Below are 15,613 nucleotides of genomic sequence, written 5' to 3'. Positions count from 1 at the left end.
GGTGATTTGCCAGACCCTCGACATCACCGATGACCCGCCTCATTCCCGAAGTATTCCGCGACCCGACGATCCGGGTGAGCATGCTTGCCATCTTTGCCTTCGGTTTTGCCGGAGCTGCAACATCGCCTTATCAGTCCGTCGTGGGTATTCGCGAGCTCGGCCTGAGCAATGGGCTCTATTCGGCCCTGATCTTTTCTGCGGCCGCGGTGAACGTCATCGTCAGCATTCTGCTTGGAAATCTGGCGGACAGGCTCGGCGAATACCGCACGATGATGCTGACGGTCGCCATTTTCGGCATCCTGGGTTATGGGGCAGTCTATGTCATTCCGGCGCAGGCGACCTTCATTCTCAGCGCATTGTTTTTCCTGCCAGTCTACGGCGCCCTCAATTCGCTGCTTTTTGCCAATGTCAGGGTCGCAACCACGGGAATGGAGCGTAACGACGTCGCTACCGTCAACTCGGGCGTCCGGGCGATGATTTCGCTGTCCTGGGTTCTCGTGCCAGGTATTACCGGCGCCCTGCTTGTAAATTCTTCGAGCATGCTGCCTGCCTATCTTTTCGCGGCTCTGGCCTGCGCGGTCTGCTTTGGACTGATCGCGGTTTTCCTTCCGCGCCAGAACGGCACGGACAAGGCGGCAACGCGCCATCTTTCCTATCTTGCGGCACTCGGCGAGGTCGTCTCTCCACCGGTCTTTGCGCGCGTCATCGCGGTGGCGCTGATTAGCAGCACGCTTCATGTCAACGGCGCCATTCTACCCCTCATCGTCACCGGCGCGGCCCATGGGACGGTCACCGATATCGGCGTACTCGTGGGGATAGTAGCGCTTCTTGAAGTCGTATTCATCGTCGTGTGGGGACGCGCCCAGCGGGTCATGAGCCATGTCACCGCGCTGGCCATAGGCACGATCATCTATGTTATCTACCTGCTGCTGCTCGGGCTGGCCTCAGCGCCCTGGCACGTCTATGCGCTGACCCTTATCAGCGGGATCGGAGCGGCTGCTCTCATCAGCATTCCGATCACATACTTGCAGGATCTGATTGCCGAGCGCCCTGGGCTTGGGAGTGCCCTGATATCCGTCAACATTTTCGTGAGCGCTGGCCTCAGCGCTCTCATCTTTGCGGTCGGAACGGGGGCAAGCAGTTATTCCGGAACAGCGGTCATCGGCGCGGCTGCCGGATTGCTCGGGCTTGCCATGCTCCTGTTCTTTGAAGGTGCCAGACGGGGTGGATAATCGTCGGTGAACGCGGAATTGTCCGATTGTGAATCGGCAGCCAACACTGACCCTCGCTAGACGAGTGCGTGGCTCTGATTTTCGAGGCTATTTTGGAAATCGGCGCACGCGTGCGCGGCGCCGACGATGACCCCGCAGTGCCACCAGTCGATCAGCATGATCAGGCGCTTAATGCCAAATCCACTGGGAGCAATGTTCGTTGCCGATTCACAACGGAACACTCCCAGTTTCGGTAGGCCTTGAGGGCGCTACCAAACTGCTCGTCGACACATGCTCAATCATTTCGTCAACCAGGCCCGAAGCAACACGCATGGCGATCCGATCCTTGGGAACACTATCAAGAAAATAGGTCCGCTGAACATAGTTCAGCATCGGTCGGCCGCTTCCGGGTCAATTCGGAACTGAGGACGCTTTTGATGGAGACTAGGTTACAGCTACTTAGAGCGGGTAGCCGTCTTAGGTTTTTTAGCGGTACTTATGCCGAGCTCGCGGTTCAGTTTCTTTTGTGCGAGCTTGCGTGTACGGCGAATCCCTTCAGCCTTCTCGCGAGCGCGCTTTTCGGAAGGCTTTTCATAGGACTCGCGAATCCGCATTTCCCGGAAAACACCCTCTTGCTGCAATTTCTTCTTCAGAAAGCGTAGCGCCTGATCGACATTGTTGTCTCTAACAAGGACTTGCAAGCTTTTTTCCCCTGATGTAGCTGTTTCATATGTTTCGGTGACAGTCCATACACTCAGAGCGGAGGGCTTGGCAATGATACTTCGCACCCCTTCCGCAGTGATTTGAGAACATAAGGGCGGTATCCGCCTATTTGTGGGCCGGTGCATGTCTGGTTAGGTCTTTGGCTGGAGCCTCACGCCGTGTGGTAGCAATCAGATCGAGGGGATGAGGGTCATCAAGGACTGGCCTGGGAGCTGGGCGTTCAATGTCCGCAATCGCGCCTAAAGGCCGGCGAGGGCCTCGTCGATACCGTCCATCACGTCCTGCGCCAGCGGGCCTTTCTGCAATGCCCCGACATTTTCCTCCACCTGTGCAACGGTCCGGAAGCCCGGTATCGGCAATGTACGGCCGGAGCGCGCCCAGAGCCAGGCAAGTGCACCCTGCGTCAGCGTGCGTCCATCCGCCGTCAGCAGGTTGCGCACAGCATCCAGCCGTGCTGCAAATTCCGGCGCGATTTTGCCATCCTTGAAATAGATCATCCAATCAAGGCTCGCGCCGCGAACGTCCTTTGCGCCAACGGTCTTTTCAGCTGTGAACTTACCGCTGAGAAGTCCCATAGCCAGCGGGCCGCGATTGATAGAGATCAGGCCGTTCTTTTCGACCACATCGATCATGTCCGGAACCTGCTCGAAAACGTTCATCGTGTGCTGGACGGAAACGAAATCCTTCCGCCGGGCATGCCGGGCGGCGCGATCAGTGTAATCAGTGCTCCAACCGAACGCATCGATTTTACCTTCAGCTTTCAGGGCTTCAAGCGTTTCGAAGACCTCGTCGGACGCCTCCAACGGAAAGTCGTTCAGGTGAAACTGCAGCAGATCCAGCCGCTCACGCTTCAACCGCTTCAGTGACGTCTCGGCAGACTGACGAATGAAGGCGGGATCGGCAAAGGCCCCGGTCGCCTGCTTGCTCTCCTCGTCGGTTGCGAAACCGAACTTCGTGGCGATGACAATATCGTCGCGATTACCAATAGCGCGGCCGACAACCTTCTCGGAATGTCCCGCCCCATAGTTCGAAGCCGTATCGAAGAAGCGGATGCCGAGATCAACGGCGCGATGAATAGCGCGGATCGACTCATCGTCGTCGACCTCTCCCCAGCCAAGTGGCACATCGCCTGCGTAGAACGGTCCGCCGATCGCCCAGCAGCCCATGCCGAGCCGTGGAATCTCGTGCCCATTCCAAAGACTGATCGTCGTGACCTTGTCAGGTTTCGTCAGCATCGCATCCTCCTCGATCATCTACCGTTGAATACGAGATAGGGATGACAGAGCGGACTGTATACCGCCAAATCCGCAGCATATTTTTCACGGATGAAAAACAGCCGTTCAGACTGAGAGTTCTGTGCCGGAAAAGGGCAGCGCCGACGCAGGTGCACTGATTGCAAGCATGTGGTGCTTATGTCGATCGGGTTGCCGCCGAGCACGCATCTTCGACACAAGTGCGGACGTCGGTGGTCGGCATTTGGTAGGATAGCCGCTTGTAAACCATCGGCCCGATAGCCTCATCGATTTGAAGTCAGCGATGCTTTCTTCGCAATCACGCTATCCAGGGGACGGAGCGCGCGGTTCAGGCGCGCTCCGTGTGACATTTTCATATTTCCTCGGAGCGGAATATCGCCGCGCACCTGGCCGGTGGAGGAGGTATGCTGGTCCGTCTGGATTGGTCTTATCAGACCGGCAACTTCATCTGCTTGCGGAGGCTCTTGTCGAAGGCATTCGCAGGAACAAAGCGACGTAGGAAGTACAGCTGGCGGGCCGCCTTGCTGGCGGGGTAGCGGAGCTTCGGCGATTTGGCGGTGGCCGCGGTGACGACAGCGGCACCGACAACCTCGGGCGCATCACCCGCCTGGATAGCGCTGTTCCAGACGGCTTCGGTCGTTTTACGGCCTGCGTCGTAAACATCGATCATCCGGTCGGGCTGGGTCGAGTTATGATCTAGAGATGTGCGTGTAAATGCAGGTTCGACGAGCAGAACGCGGATTCCCAGCGAGCGAACTTCATGGTCGAGGGATTCGGAGTAGCCTTCAACCGCGTGTTTTGTCGCGGTGTAGAGCGCGCTGAACGGGCTCGGAATAAAGCCGACAACCGAGCTGATGTTGATGATGCGGCCGCTGTGCTGGTTTCGCATGATCGGCAAAACCGCATTGGTGACACGAATGATGCCGAATACGTTGAGGTCGAAAAGGGCCTGAGCCTGTTCGACGGAGGATTCCTCCGCTGCCCCGATCAAGGCACCGCCGGCATTGTTGACAAGCAGGTCGATGCGGCCAGCCTGCTTCATGACCTCGGCGATCATGCTCACGACGGATTGATCGTCCGTCACGTCACACGTCAACATTGTTATGCCATTGGCAGAGCCGACCGTCGCCTTGCGGCTGGTTCCGAAGACGCGGTAGCCAGCAGTTACGAGGGCTTTTGCCGTGGCGAGACCGATACCGGACGCTGCACCTGTGATGACGGCGACGCCGCGATTGTTGTTGCTCATTTCATTTTTCCTTCAAGTGGTGCCACCAAGGGCAATGGGGTGTGAGATGTTTTGGTCGTCGTTTCGGATCAGGCGACCTGATGAGATCGCCCGGTTGGAACCCGATTGTTGGAGAGGTTAAGGGTGAGACTTAGTTCAGCACCTGCCTGCGTGTGATCTTGTAGACGCTGGCCGGCGGGAAATTGGCGTATGTCCAGCTCAGCCGGACCGCCTTCAATCCAAGACGATCCAGCAGTCTGCGAGGGACCGGGCAGGTTGGGCCGTTGCCGGGACCGAGTTCAAGCATTCCACCGGTCGCCGCAGAAATCTCCTGCGTGATCGCCATCGCAAGGTGTGAACTCGATGGAACGACAGACGCTACACGCAGCGGGTTCGCGATCCACGCCCGAAAAAAATCCAGTTGCTCGGACGAGCGACAAACCCGCGAGGGTATTTTCTCGGTAAGAGCGACTGATTTACTCATGGGTGCAAATCCCTGAAATTTCGGTTATGCGTGAACTGGACAGATGCGATCTATACACTGTATATTTTCCTTGTAAAGGGAAATTTGAACGGTGTATAGATGGTGGCGAAAATTTTTTGAGGACTTGAACGTGAACGTGACAGCGCGGGACAACTACCACCACGGAGAACTCCGTTCGGCTCTGATTGCCGCGTCCGATGAGATCATCCGGGAAAGCGGCGTTGAGGGATTTTCCTTAAGGGAGGCGGCCCGCCGGGCCGGTGTGTCTCCCGGCGCGCCAAAACATCATTTTGGCAGCATGGTCGGGCTTCTCACCGAGGTGGCGATCGCGGCCTATGCAGAGCTTGCTCGATACATGTCCGACGCTCTTGTTGAAGACCAAACCGCCGCGCAGAGGCTTCAGTCTGTGGGATCGGCCTATGTCAAATATGCTCTCGACAATCCCGGGCATTTCCGCCTGATCTGCCGCAAGGATCTCGTGAACCGACATCACCCCGACTTTGAACCTGCCGTCTATACAGCGATGACGGCCTTTGTTCTCGCCGCCGCGGAATATTACGGATCGCCTTTTCGGCCCGATCTTGAACAGGCCGCGCACCCAGGCATCGTTTCGGCTGTGTCCACGATCCACGGGATTGCCCATATGGCGATCGAAGACAAATTTTCTTTTGTGCTCAAAAGCGAAAATCCGGAAGCAGAGCTGCTGGGAACGTTGCTGCCATCGATGCTGAGCTTTCATTGGCCGGTGACAAACCCGCGGTAAGTCTGTCACCAGTCCGCTGAAAAAGAGCCTTCCCAGTCGGATCGCTTGCGGGCGACCGACTGGGAAGGCCAAGTTCAATTGCGCCGACCCCGATCCAGAGCCGGCGCCACGTAATGATTACGCGCGGTATCTTGCGGCCGGTTCAGAATTGCTGAAGCCCTGTGCCAATGCGAAGCGCGCCTGTTCGAATGGATCCCATGCGGCAGCGTCAGGGACCGGCGGGATGGTGACGAGTTCCTTGCGGTCAAAGCCGATCAGTGCGGCATCGACGAGATCCTCCACTTCCATGACATTGGGAACCTTGCTGATATCGCCGCCGGCGCGGTCGTAGATTTCCGTGCGTGTCGCTGCGGGCAGTACGGCCTGCACATAGACACCCTTTGCGGTGACTTCGGCGGCCAGGCTCTGCGACAGCGTCATCAGATAGGATTTAGTGGCCGCGTAGATCCCCGCCGAATATTCTGGCAGAAGCGCCAGTACGGAGGCGATGTTGATGATTGAACCGCTGCCGCGTTCCACCATTTTACCTATCACCGCCGATGTCAGCAGCGTCGGGACGAGGACGTTGAGCCGCAGCAGCTTGTACATCTGATCGGGATCGGCGGCTGTGAAGCCGCCCATCAAACCGGCGCCAGCCTTGTTGACCAGGATGTCGATCGGTGGGTCGGAACGGAGACGATCGATCACCTTGTCAAGCTGTGGGCCGTCGATGAGGTCCGCGGTGATGACCTCGATTACAACTCCGTGCGCGCCTCGGAGTTCTTCGGCGAGCGTGTTCAGGCGATCAGTCGCACGAGCGACAAGGACCAGATCATGACCACGGGCTGCGAGGCGGCGTGCGTAGACGGCACCGATACCGCTCGATGCGCCAGTAATGAGTGCGGTTGTCATGGGTGTTTTCCTGCTCATAATCTCAGCGGCTGGATCAACTGCCGGTGGGTGATCTTGAAAAGTGTTTCGAACGGCGTTGGCCGATGCCCAAAAGCAATCCAGCTCCTGGGCTGCGTTAGCCACGCGCCTTCAAATGGAGCATGGGATGATGCTCATAGTGGCCGGCACCATTCTTGACGATGGGATCCTCTGACGTGATCGCCTGAATGTCTTGGTCATCGGCAATCTGGTAGAGCGAGACACCGTAACCGCCGGCTGGATCCATTACGGGGCCGTGGGCGACGATCTTTCCTTCGTTGAGCCGCTCATCAAGAAAGGCCCCGTGCTGTTTCATCCATTGCTGTTCGTCGGCGGTCATCGTGGCCAGAAAGTCCGCGCGCGGCGGAATGTACTTGCAAAGGTAGTATTTCATAGCGTGGCTCCTGAGTTGCCGTGACGTGCCGTGGCAGGCAATGTCCCGTTTTGTGATGGAACATCGATGCGTCATGAGTTACTATCAAATTCAAATCAAGTCACTATTAAAAAGATACCAACATGAAGAATCTTTCAGACCAGCCCTGCCTGATCGCCCGCAGTCTTGCCTTGGTCGGGGACGCCTGGAGCATGCTGATCATGCGCGACGCCCATGCCGGATCCACTCGTTTCGATGAGTTCCGCAAGAACTTGGGCATCGCGCCGACTATGCTGACCAGCCGCCTGGCTGCGCTGACGGAGGAACGGCTTTTGGAGAAACGGCGCTACTCCGAGCGGCCGCCTCGGGATGAATATGTGCTGACACCAGCCGGTCAGGATTTCCTTCCTGTGCTGTTTGCCCTTGGTGCCTGGGGGCGCAAGCATCGCAACGGCGGCGATGTCACTCGGTTCTTCGATGCAGAGAACGGCACAGAAATCGACCCCGTTACCATAGACCGTGTGACCGGTGCACCGATCGGCACTCGTCCCATCCGCATCGTCATGCCCAAGGCAACATCCAACGCGTAAGCAACTGGACCAAAGGGTGGCCTATCCTTACGACGCGATGCATTTCTGCTGCATCCGGAAGGCGCTCCGAGGATGAGGACCGCGAAGCGGATCAGTCACGCTGCGTGCGGGTGGCGGTCATAAGAAAGATGCCGTCGTCTTCCGTTCGGGGATGACAAGGTGGAACTTGCGCCTATTCTCTAGGCCAATCGTTTTCTTCATTCCGGATTTCGGCATCATCCAATTTTGAAAATATCCTTGGGAGGACATCATGACGCGTGCAGTGATCATCGGCGCAACCGGCCATATCGGCACCTATCTCGTGCCGCGACTGGTCGAAGCCGGGCATGAGGTGGTTGCGATCAGTCGCGGCCAGGCGAAGCCCTATTCGCCGAACCGAGCCTGGGATGATGTCGAGCAAGTGTCGATGGATCGTGCGGCAATGGAAAAGGACGGCAGTTTCGGGCTGGCGATCCGGGGGCTGAAGGCCGATATCGTCATCGACATGATCTGCTTCACCTTGGAAAGTGCCCGGCATCTGACCGAAACGCTGTCCGGCCATGTCGGCCACTTCCTGCATACGGGCACGATCTGGACGCACGGTTATCCCACCGTCGTGCCGACACTTGAGGAGGCGCCGAAGCGGCCCTTCGGCGACTATGGAATTCAGAAAGCCGCCATCGAGACCTATCTGCTGGGCGAGGCGCGCAACAAGGGCTTTCCCACCACGCTGATCCACCCCGGCCATATCGTCGGCCCCGGTTGGGCGCCGCTCAATCCGGCTGGCCATTTCAATCTTTCTGCCTTTTCGACCCTGGCGCGCGGCGAAACGCTCGCATTGCCGAATTTCGGCCTGGAGACGGTCCACCATGTCCATGCCGACGATGTCGCCCAGATGTTCATGGGCGCGATCGCCAATTGGCGGGCCTCCACCGGCGAGAGTTTTCATGCGGTTTCTAATGGCGCGCTGACGCTTCGAGGCTATGCCGAAGCGATGTCGCGCTGGTTCGGCCATGAGCCGAAACTGGAGTTTCTTTCCTATGACAAATGGGCGGAAGGGCAGACGCCGGAGGATGCGACGGCGACCTGGGAGCATATCGCCCGCAGCCCCAATTGCTCTATCGCCAAGGCTCAACGTCTTCTCGGTTATGCGCCACGCTATACCTCGTTGCAGGCCGTACAGGAGTCGGTGGCATGGCTGATGGCGAATGGGCGGATCGGATGACGGCGCTCGCGTAGCGAGGAGGCTATCGCCGCAGCCAGGCTTCCATTCCTCTCGCCGCGGCGCGTCCGGTGGCGAAGCAGGCAGTGAGGAGATAGCCGCCGGTTGGCGCTTCCCAGTCGAGCATCTCCCCGGCGACGAAGACGCCGGGAAGGGCCTTCAACATATATCCGTCGTTGATACCATCCCAGCGGATGCCGCCGGCGGACGAAATGGCCTCGGCGATGGGACGCGGTTTCAGAAGCGGAATCGGCAGGGCCTTGATCAGCCGCGATAGCTGCACCGGATCTGCGAGAGCAGTCGGAGGGGCGAGTTCCCGTAGCAACGCCGTCTTGACGCCCTCGATCCCAGCACCTTTGCGGAGACGATTGGAGAGGCTGGCTTTTGTATCCTGCCGCGCCAGGTCGCGCGACAGCCGTTCCATTGTCCGGCCGGGTGCGAGATCGAGCAGCAGCGCTGCTTTGCCGTCGCTTGCGAGCCGGTCGCGCAGGCATGCAGCATGGGCATAGACAAGACTGCCTTCGATGCCGTGTTGGGAAATGACGAACTCGCCGGGAAAGGTCCCGGCATCGGATGTTGCCGTGACCGCCTTCAGCGGTATGCCGGCGAAGCGCTCCTTGAAGATTGCGCTCCAGGCGACGTCGAAGCCACAATTGGCGGGCTGGAAATCGCGGATATCGACGCTCTTGTCTCGCAGCCAATCGATCCAACCGGCGTCGGAACCGAGCCGGGGATAGCTGGCGCCGCCGAGCGCCAGTAGCACCGCGTCGCAATGCACGATTTTTCGTCCCTCGGGTGTCTCGAAGATGAAGCCGTCTTCGGCGAAGCCCGACCAGCGATGCCGCGTCAAAATCCTGACGCCCTGTGCCTCCAGCCTGCCAAGCCAGGAGCGCAGCAGCGGCGAGGCCTTCATCGCCTTTGGAAAAACTCGACCGGAGGAGCCGGTGAATGTCTCCGTACCGAGCCCCGCCGTCCAGGCTTTGATATCGTCGGGCGTGAAGGCGTCGAGGGCAGGACGCAGCCGTTCGGAGGCAGGGCCGAAACGATTGGCAAAGCGGGCAAAATCCTCGGAATGGGTTATGTTGAGGCCGGATTTCCCTGCGAGCAGGAATTTGCGGGCGACGGTCGGCATGCTGTCATAGACGGTGACTTGATGACCGGAAAGAGACAACACTTCGGCCGCCATCAGGCCGGCTGGCCCACCACCGATGATCACAATCTGTTTATCCGTCATGGAGCCGTCCGATATTGCTTCGTTTGTGTTGTCTTGGGCCGAGCGGCCGTCGAAAGCAAGGCGGTTTCGGCTAATCGGCTTCGCTTGCCCGTGGGCTGATGGGCAGGCTTGGATAGGGGGGTGACCGACGAGCCAGGTCGCTTTCGCAAAAGCAGAAATTTATATAACTATGTAGTTACTCAGGTCTCCGTTTTGTGGGAGACTGTCAACTTGCGCGCCGATCGGTTACTTGTCGGTGACGAGAAGGCCGCACCGGCCTTGCCCAATGTAGCCGGGAACTTTGATGTCTGAAGCCAAAACCGCAAAGAGCCGATCGAAGAGCGTTGATGTCGAGGCCGCCGGCCAAGCGATATCGAGCCCGCCCGTCGAGCGGCCGCGGCTTAGAGATGCGGAGCGCACGAGCAAGGCGATCCTGGCGGCGGCTACCAAGGAGTTTGCCGAGCGTGGCTATGGTGGCGCCCGGGTCGATGCCATTGCCGAGCGCGCCAAGATCAACAAGCGCATGCTTTATCATTATTTCGGTGGCAAGGACGCGCTCTATGTCGCGGTCCTCGAGGGCAGTTATGTTGCCATTCGTTCAGCGGAAGCAAGGCTTGATCTCTCGCATCGCAGCCCCACGGAGGGCATGCGGGAGCTGGTTGTTTTCACATGGAAATATTTCCTGGATCATCCGGAATTCCTCGGCATTCTCAGCACGGAGAACATGCAGAAGGCCCGCTTCCTGAAGCGCTCGGCCCGGATTTTCGAGCTGCATTCGCCGCTGGTTGCGGAGATTTCCGGCCTGCTCGGGCGCGGTGTTGCGACCGGCGATTTCCGTTCCGACTGCGATCCCGTCAAGATCTATATGAGCATCGCGGCGCTTGGCTCGTTCTTCCTGACGAACCGCTGGACGCTGTCGACGATTTTTCAGCGAAACCTCTCCGAAAAGTCGGAAATTGATGCCTGGGGCGAACATATCATCGAGGTCATTTTCGCCTATCTGCGTCCCTAGGACCGCGCGCCGCCCGATTTGAGCCAATCAACATTTTTGCCGCAGCAACCGTTGACGACGGTCGTTGACAGCGGCGCTTTGTCGTGTCAGTTATGTAACTATATAGTTATTTACGGGAGGAATGACTTATGGCGACAAAGCCGATCGGCATCATCATGCACGGCATCACCGGCCGCATGGGGTACAATCAGCATCTGGTGCGCTCGATTCTGGCGATCCGTGATCAGGGCGGCGTGCTGCTCGCGAACGGCGACAGGTTGATGCCCGAGCCGACTCTGGTCGGCCGCAACGCCGAAAAAATCGCGGAGATCGCGCGCGAGCATGGTGTCGCCAAGACGACCACCGATCTCGACGGCGCCCTTGCCGATCCGAACAACACGATCTTCTTCGACGCCGGCTCGACGCAGATGCGCGTCGCCCTGCTGGAGCGGGCGATTGCCGCCGGCAAGCATGTCTATTGCGAAAAGCCGATTTCCGAGACGCTGGACGAGGCGCTTTCGGTTGCCGCTTCGGCGGAGCGCCGCGGCGTCAAGAATGGTGTGGTGCAGGACAAGCTCTTTCTGCCGGGCCTTCGCAAGATCGCCATGCTGCGCGACAGCGGCTTTTTCGGCAAGATCCTCTCCGTGCGCGGCGAGTTTGGCTATTGGGTCTTCGAGGGCGACTGGGGCGTGAAGGCGCAGCGGCCCTCCTGGAACTACCGCAAGGCCGAGGGCGGCGGGATGATCCTCGATATGCTGCCGCATTGGCGCTATGTGCTCGACAATCTCTTCGGCGAAGTCAAAGCAGTCAGCTGCTACGGCGCGACCCATATTCCAAGCCGTGTTGACGAAAATGGCAAGACCTATGTCGCCGATGCCGACGATTCCGCCTATGCCACTTTTGAGCTTGAGGGTGGCATCGTCGCGCATATCAATTCCTCCTGGGCCGTGCGCGTCCGTCGTGACGATCTCGTCACCTTTCAGGTCGACGGTACGCATGGTTCGGCGGTTTGTGGCCTGATGCGCTGCTTCACGCAGCATCGCGTCAACACGCCGAAGCCAGTCTGGAACCCCGATCAACCGCAGACGATCGATTTTTTCAATACCTGGGACGAAGTGCCGGATACGCAGCCCTTCGACAACGGATTCAAGGTGCAGTGGGAGGATTTCCTGCGCCATGTCGTTGAGGACGCACCGTGGAGATTCACTTTGCGTGAGGGTGCAAAGGGCGTTCAGCTTGCCGAGCTTGCTCAGAAGAGCTGGGTGGAGCGCCGCTGGATCGACGTCCCGGCACTTGCCGCCCGCTAGGAGAGCGAGACCATGACGAAGACCCTTCGTTTACCGACTGCTGACGGTAAGCTTGCCGATTTCACCGTCGCCAACACGCCGCTCAGCCCGCCGGAGCGCCCGGTTACTGGCCATCGGTTCAACCGTGTTGCCTATGCGGCTGCCCACATCGTTGTCGATCCCTTGGCCGACAACGATCCCTGGCTCGATCGCAACATCGACTGGGAGCGGACGATCGCGTTTCGCGAATATCTCTGGGATCTCGGTCTCGGCGTGGCGGAAGCCATGGACACGGCGCAGCGCGGCATGGGCCTCGACTGGACCGGGGCCAAGGAGTTGATCACCCACGCACAATCGGCCGCCCGCAATCGTCCGGACGCGCTGATCGCCTATGGCGCCGGCACGGATCATCTGGCGCCCGGCCCCGACGTCACCATCGATGACGTCATCCGCGCCTATGAGGAGCAGGTCGCCTTCGTCGAAGGCCAGGGTGGGCGCATCATCCTGATGGCGAGCCGTGCGCTTGCCGCCGCCGCCAAGGGGCCGGATGATTACATCCGCGTCTATAACCGCATTCTCGGACAGGTGAAGGAGCCGGTGATGATCCATTGGCTCGGCTCGATGTTCGATCCGGCGCTGGCAGGCTATTGGGGCTCATCGGACGATCTGCGCGCCATGGAGACGGTCGTCGCCATCATCAACGACAACGCCTCCAAGGTGGATGGCGTCAAGATCTCGCTGCTGTCGGCCGAAAAAGAGATCGTTATGCGTCGCCGTCTCGACCCGGCGATCAAGATGTATACCGGAGACGATTTCAACTATGCAGAACTGATCGCCGGCGACAGCCAGGGTTATTCGCATGCGCTGCTCGGCATCTTCGACGCGATTGCGCCGGCGGCAAGTGCGGCCCTCTCCAAGCTCGCTCAGAATGATCTCGATGCTTTCCATCAGATACTGGCGCCGACCGTTCCGCTGTCACGCCACATCTTCAAGGCGCCGACGCGCTTCTACAAGACCGGCGTCGTCTTCCTCGCCTATCTCAATGGCTTTCAGGATCATTTCCAGATGCTGGGCGGCCAGCAAAGCACGCGCTCCATCGTGCATCTTTCGGAGCTTTTCCGCCTGGCCGATACGGCGCGTGTTCTGAGGGATCCGGATCTTGCCGTGCAGCGGATGAAGACGATCCTTGCAACGGTCGGCGTCGCCTAATCGAGGACAGGATCTGGGAGGATCATCTGCATGGCTATATCGGGCCTTTCCATCAATCTTGCGACCGTGCGCCAGCAATATGACCTGCTTCAGGCGGTCGAGGCCTGCCTGAAGCAGGATATCGTCGCGATCGCGCCGTGGCGCGACCAGGTGCATAAGATCGGCCTTGCCGAGGCTGCAAAGATCGTGGCCGATAACCGGCTCCAGGTCACCGGCCTTTGCCGTGGCGGCATGTTTCCGGCGGCCGATGCCGAGGGCTTGAAAGCGGCGATCGATGACAATAAGCGGGCGATCGACGAGGCGGCTGCGTTGAATGCCGATTGCCTCGTGCTTGTCGTTGGCGGCCTGCCGAAGGGGTCAAAAGACATCGGCCAAGCTCGTGAAATGGTGGCGGATGGTATCGCGACAATCCTGCCGCATGCCCGCAGCGCCGGCATTCCGCTGGCGATCGAGCCGCTGCATCCGATGTATGCCGCCGACCGTGCCTGCGTGAACACGCTGGAGCAGGCACTCGACATTTGCGACCTGCTGGGTGAGGGCGTCGGTGTCGCCATCGACGTCTATCACGTCTGGTGGGATCCGAAGCTTTATGAGCAGATCGCCCGCGCTGGCGCCAATGGCCAGATCCTGGCGCACCATATCTGCGATTGGCTGGTGCCGACCACGGATCTTCTGCTCGACCGCGGCATGATGGGCGACGGTGTCATCGACCTGAAGCGCATCCGCGCCGCCATCGAAAAGGCCGGCTATGTCGGCGCGCAGGAGGTGGAAATCTTCTCGGAAGCGAACTGGTGGAAAAAGCCGGGGGAGGAAGTCCTCTCCACCTGCGTTGATCGTTTCCGCACCGTCTGCTGATACGGGTCGTAAGTATCGTTGGACATAAAAATGCCGGGCCACATGTGGCCCGGCAAAACATTGAAGACTTGATTGAGACGGCTTATTCGGCCGAAACGATCTTGCCACCTTCCCACTTGTAGAGCGAGAAGCTCTGCGAGGTCAGGTCGCCGGTTTCGCCGTAGGTAACTTTGCCAATGGCGGTGTCGATCGACTCGCCCTTCTTCAGCGCAGCGCCGACGGCTTCCGCGTCGTCTGCACTGCCAGCCTTTTCGATACCGGCCTTTAACACCTGCACGGCGGCATAAGCGTTGAGCGTGAAGGCTTCCGCCGGAATGTTGCGTGCCTTCAGTGCGGCGACGGCGCTCTGAGAATCCGCGCTCTTCAGGGCATCGGCCGCGTTGGTGAAGATCGTGCCGGCAGCGGCATCATTGGCGATTGCCCAATATTCGGTGTTGGAAAGGCCGTCGCCGCCAATGATCTGCGCCTTGACGGAGATGTCATGCAGCTGGCGGGCAAGCAGGCCGGCTTCCGGATGATAGCCGCCGAAGTAGATCAGGTCGACGCCGGCTTGCTTCAGCTTTGCCGTCAGCGCGCTGTAGTCTTTTTCATTGGGGGTCAACGAGTCGTTGACAACTTCGGTCACGCCGCCGGCATTGAGCGTTGCCTTGAAGGCGTCCGCCAGGCCTTTGCCATAGGCGCCCTTGTCGTTGAGGATGGCGATCTTCTTGTCCTTGAAGTTCTTCAGCACGTAATCCGCAGCGACGGTCGCCTGCTGGTCGTCGCGGCCGCAGGTACGCAGGATATTGGTGAGACCACGCTTGGTGAGATCTGGGGCGGTCGCGGTCGGCGTCACCATCAGGATGCCGTTTTCAGAGAGCGCATCCGAAACCGGAATGGCGACACCCGAGGTCACGGGACCAACGACGAAACGGATACTGTCACCGACGAAACCGTTTGCGACGGATACGCCCTGCTTCGGATCGCCGGCATCGTCACCGAGCTTCAGGACGAGCTTCTGGCCGAGAACGCCGCCGCTCTTGTTGATTTCCTCGATCGCGGTTTCTGCGCCATTCTTGACCTGATCGCCATAGGCGGCGACCGGCCCGGTCAGCGGCGCGATCAGGCCGATGGTGATATCGGCATGCGCGAGCGGCGCAAAGGCCAGCGAGGCGACGAAGGTCGCTGCGGTCAATGTCTTCAGACTCATTTTCTCTCTCCTCGGATGGGCGCGGCAGCGCCCTTTGAACCCGCCGCAATGGCCTGTCGTGGCGCGCGAACTGCCGCAAGGCGCCCTGAAATGGAGACAGGAAGTTACATCGAGGCCGATGAACGCTTTTGGACATTT

General features: G+C 59.3%; 15 protein-coding genes and 1 pseudogene. 8 read left to right on the top strand and 8 right to left on the bottom strand.

Features of this window, described 5'->3' with window-relative positions:
* Positions 1-29: 29 nt before the first annotated feature.
* Positions 30-1,232, top strand: coding sequence for an MFS transporter (locus HB780_RS08850; protein ID WP_183686960.1), 1,203 nt, complete (start codon positions 30-32; stop codon positions 1,230-1,232).
* A 434-nt stretch (positions 1,233-1,666) separates the two neighbouring features.
* Here HB780_RS08850 and rpsU read toward each other — a convergent pair whose 3' ends face one another.
* From rpsU to HB780_RS33475, 4 genes and pseudogenes are all read right to left on the bottom strand, one after another.
* Positions 1,667-1,912: a 30S ribosomal protein S21 gene (gene rpsU / locus HB780_RS08845; protein ID WP_183686958.1), complete on the bottom strand. Its 246-nt coding sequence runs from the start codon at positions 1,910-1,912 to the stop codon at positions 1,667-1,669.
* A gap of 261 nt (positions 1,913-2,173) precedes the next feature.
* A complete protein-coding gene (locus HB780_RS08840) occupies positions 2,174-3,169 on the bottom strand; it encodes an aldo/keto reductase (protein ID WP_183686956.1) in 996 nt (331 codons plus the stop codon).
* Between the two features lie 448 nt (positions 3,170-3,617).
* Positions 3,618-4,433 (bottom strand): oxidoreductase, encoded by an 816-nt coding sequence (locus HB780_RS08835; RefSeq protein ID WP_183686954.1) that lies wholly within the window; start codon positions 4,431-4,433, stop codon positions 3,618-3,620.
* 136 nt (positions 4,434-4,569) lie between these two features.
* Positions 4,570-4,695, bottom strand: a pseudogene (locus HB780_RS33475) (phospholipid methyltransferase); the annotation flags it as partial.
* A 331-nt stretch (positions 4,696-5,026) separates the two neighbouring features.
* Between HB780_RS33475 and HB780_RS08825 the strand changes: the two are divergent.
* A complete protein-coding gene (locus HB780_RS08825) occupies positions 5,027-5,659 on the top strand; it encodes a TetR/AcrR family transcriptional regulator (protein ID WP_183686950.1) in 633 nt (210 codons plus the stop codon).
* Positions 5,660-5,776: 117 nt separating this feature from the next.
* Here the strand turns inward: HB780_RS08825 and HB780_RS08820 are convergent, their stop codons facing one another.
* A complete protein-coding gene (locus HB780_RS08820) occupies positions 5,777-6,550 on the bottom strand; it encodes an SDR family NAD(P)-dependent oxidoreductase (protein WP_183686948.1) in 774 nt (257 codons plus the stop codon).
* 115 nt (positions 6,551-6,665) lie between these two features.
* Positions 6,666-6,962 carry a YciI family protein gene (locus HB780_RS08815; protein ID WP_183686946.1) on the bottom strand — a complete coding sequence of 99 codons (297 nt, stop codon included), beginning with the start codon at positions 6,960-6,962 and terminating at the stop codon, positions 6,666-6,668.
* 122 nt (positions 6,963-7,084) lie between these two features.
* Here HB780_RS08815 and HB780_RS08810 point away from each other — a divergent pair, with 122 nt between their 5' ends.
* Together HB780_RS08810 and HB780_RS08805 are read left to right on the top strand one after the other, a co-directional pair.
* Positions 7,085-7,531: a winged helix-turn-helix transcriptional regulator gene (locus HB780_RS08810; RefSeq protein WP_183686943.1), complete on the top strand. Its 447-nt coding sequence runs from the start codon at positions 7,085-7,087 to the stop codon at positions 7,529-7,531.
* 250 nt (positions 7,532-7,781) lie between these two features.
* Positions 7,782-8,735, top strand: coding sequence for an NAD-dependent epimerase/dehydratase family protein (locus tag HB780_RS08805; protein ID WP_183686942.1), 954 nt, complete (start codon positions 7,782-7,784; stop codon positions 8,733-8,735).
* A 22-nt stretch (positions 8,736-8,757) separates the two neighbouring features.
* Here the strand turns inward: HB780_RS08805 and HB780_RS08800 are convergent, their stop codons facing one another.
* Positions 8,758-9,966: a TIGR03862 family flavoprotein gene (locus HB780_RS08800; RefSeq protein ID WP_183686940.1), complete on the bottom strand. Its 1,209-nt coding sequence runs from the start codon at positions 9,964-9,966 to the stop codon at positions 8,758-8,760.
* A gap of 283 nt (positions 9,967-10,249) precedes the next feature.
* Here HB780_RS08800 and HB780_RS08795 point away from each other — a divergent pair, with 283 nt between their 5' ends.
* From HB780_RS08795 to HB780_RS08780, 4 genes are all read left to right on the top strand, one after another.
* Entirely contained in the window at positions 10,250-10,957 is a 708-nt protein-coding gene (locus HB780_RS08795; RefSeq protein WP_183686939.1) for a TetR/AcrR family transcriptional regulator, read from the top strand.
* 128 nt (positions 10,958-11,085) lie between these two features.
* Entirely contained in the window at positions 11,086-12,243 is a 1,158-nt protein-coding gene (locus HB780_RS08790; protein WP_183686937.1) for a Gfo/Idh/MocA family protein, read from the top strand.
* A gap of 12 nt (positions 12,244-12,255) precedes the next feature.
* Positions 12,256-13,431 carry a dihydrodipicolinate synthase family protein gene (locus HB780_RS08785; protein ID WP_183686935.1) on the top strand — a complete coding sequence of 392 codons (1,176 nt, stop codon included), beginning with the start codon at positions 12,256-12,258 and terminating at the stop codon, positions 13,429-13,431.
* 30 nt (positions 13,432-13,461) lie between these two features.
* Positions 13,462-14,286, top strand: a complete 825-nt coding sequence (locus tag HB780_RS08780; protein WP_183686933.1) for a sugar phosphate isomerase/epimerase family protein — start codon at positions 13,462-13,464, stop codon at positions 14,284-14,286.
* An 82-nt stretch (positions 14,287-14,368) separates the two neighbouring features.
* Here HB780_RS08780 and HB780_RS08775 read toward each other — a convergent pair whose 3' ends face one another.
* A complete protein-coding gene (locus HB780_RS08775) occupies positions 14,369-15,475 on the bottom strand; it encodes a branched-chain amino acid ABC transporter substrate-binding protein (protein ID WP_183686931.1) in 1,107 nt (368 codons plus the stop codon).
* Positions 15,476-15,613: the final 138 nt, after the last annotated feature.

The sequence above is a fragment of the Rhizobium lusitanum genome, assembly GCF_014189535.1.
GTDB lineage: Bacteria > Pseudomonadota > Alphaproteobacteria > Rhizobiales > Rhizobiaceae > Rhizobium > Rhizobium lusitanum_C.
Note: the sequence above shows the minus strand (reverse complement) of the source record. Positions and strands in the feature narration are given on the sequence as shown.